We start from the raw sequence: 1982 nt of genomic DNA on the forward strand, positions 1-1982 counted from the left end.
ATGCGGGCGTCTTGACGCTCGATCGCATGCAATTTTTCAACCGTTTACCGCCGCCCGGCCAAGGGCGGCCCGGATATGCACATGCACGCTTCGGCAAAACAGTCTGCGCTCGCGGATGTCTTCCGTCGGATACGTCCCGGCCTGCTCGCGGCGGGTGGACTATCCATCTTCATCAATCTGCTGGTGTTCGTGTCGCCGATCTACACCATGCAGATCTACGATCGGGTGCTCACGAGCCGAAACGGGATGACGCTGCTGCTGCTCTCGCTCATCGCGCTCGTGCTCTTCATCAGCTACGCGACGCTCGAGCATTTTCGCAGCCGGGTTCTCGTGCAGACCGGATTGCGCTTCGACCGGTTCGTCTCGGGCGAGACGTTCGAAACCGCGCTCGGGCAGGCGCTGAGCACGAGCAGCTCGCATCATGTTCAGCTGCTGCGCGATGTCGACACCTTGCGCGAGGTGCTGTCGGGGGGCGTCATCACGTCGCTGATGGATGTGCCGTGGACGCCGATCTTCCTCGCGATGTGTTTCCTGCTCCATCCGCTGATCGGCCTGGTCGCCCTGATCGGCGCGATCATCATCCTGACGCTCGCCTTCCTTAACGAGCGGGTTACGAAGGCGCCGCTGAATGCGGCCGCATCGAAGAACCTTCACGCACTGGACCGGTTGACGTCCTCGCTGCGCAACGCAGAAGCGATCCGCGCGCTTGGAATGGGACCCGCGGTCCGCGCCGCCTGGGCGGTAACTCATGGTCAGGCGTTGCTGGAAAGCGCTACGGCCGGAGAGCGGGGCGGGACCTTGCTCGCCATCTCCAAATTCCTGCGCATGGCGATTCAGGTCGCCATCATGGGAGTGGGCGCGTATCTCGCGATCCAGCAGGAGATTTCCGGGGGCGTTCTGTTCGCGGCTTCGCTGATCATGGGACGCGCGCTCGCGCCCGTCGAGGCTGCAGTGTCGCAATGGAAGGCGCTGGTTGCCGCGCGCACATCATATGCCCGGCTGGATCGCGCGCTTGCGAACCGCGCGACTGAGCGACAGCCGACACGGCTGCCGGCCCTGGTCGGCGAAATCTCCGTCGAGGCGGCGACGGTGCTCGTCCCCGGATCGCAACTGCCGGCCATCGCCGACGTCTCGTTCCGGCTGGCCCCTGGCGAAGTCGTCGCCGTGGTCGGCCAGTCCGGCTCCGGAAAATCGTCGTTGGCGCGGGCCCTGGTCGGCGCCTGGCCGCTGGTGCACGGCTGCGTGCGCATCGACGGCAACGACGTCAGGCATTTCGATCCCAATTTCCTTGGACAGAACCTCGGCTACCTTCCGCAGGACGTCGAACTGTTCGCCGGTACCGTGCGTGACAACATTGCACGTTTCCGCGACGACGCCTCCGACGAGGCGGTCGTCGAGGCAGCGCAGCTGGCGTCGGCGCACATGATGATCCAGCGTCTTCCCAAGGGCTATGACACCGTCATCGGGGATAACGGCGCAGGTCTTTCGGGCGGTCAGCGGCAGCGCATCGGGCTCGCGCGCGCACTGTTCGGCAAGCCGGTGCTGGTGGTGCTCGACGAGCCGAACGCAAATCTCGATGGCGACGGCGATCGCGCGCTCGCCGATGCGATCCAGCGGCTGAGGCAGAGCAAGGTGACCATCGTGATCATCAATCACCGCCCGAACCTGCTCGCTGCGGTCGACAAGATCGTGTTCATGCACGAGGGACGGCTTGGGCAAATCGGCACGCGCGAGGAAATGCTGCCTGCACTGCTCGGCAAGACGGTTGCGCCGATGCGGCGCGACGTGCGCGAGCCCGCCGAACATCATCGCGCCGATCGTCATCACCATGCTGACGGCAACCATCGAACCGATGGCGCTCACCGTCCGGCACAGCTTTCAAATCAAGTGCGTCAGGCGCACGCGACGAGGCAATAATGGATAATCTATTGCGGCGGGGACCGGACGCTCTTCACGACGAACTGGCGGAGCTTTTGAAGCAG

Annotated in this window: 1 protein-coding gene; it reads left to right on the top strand. The window is 64.4% G+C overall.

Annotated features, from left to right (window positions below):
• Window positions 1-75: 75 nt before the first annotated feature.
• Window positions 76-1917, top strand: coding sequence for a type I secretion system permease/ATPase (locus AC0L3X_RS46970; protein ID WP_063984335.1), 1842 nt, complete (start codon window positions 76-78; stop codon window positions 1915-1917).
• The last annotated feature ends 65 nt before the right edge of the window (window positions 1918-1982 follow it).

The sequence above is a fragment of the Bradyrhizobium sp. MI1.7 genome (assembly GCF_055811795.1).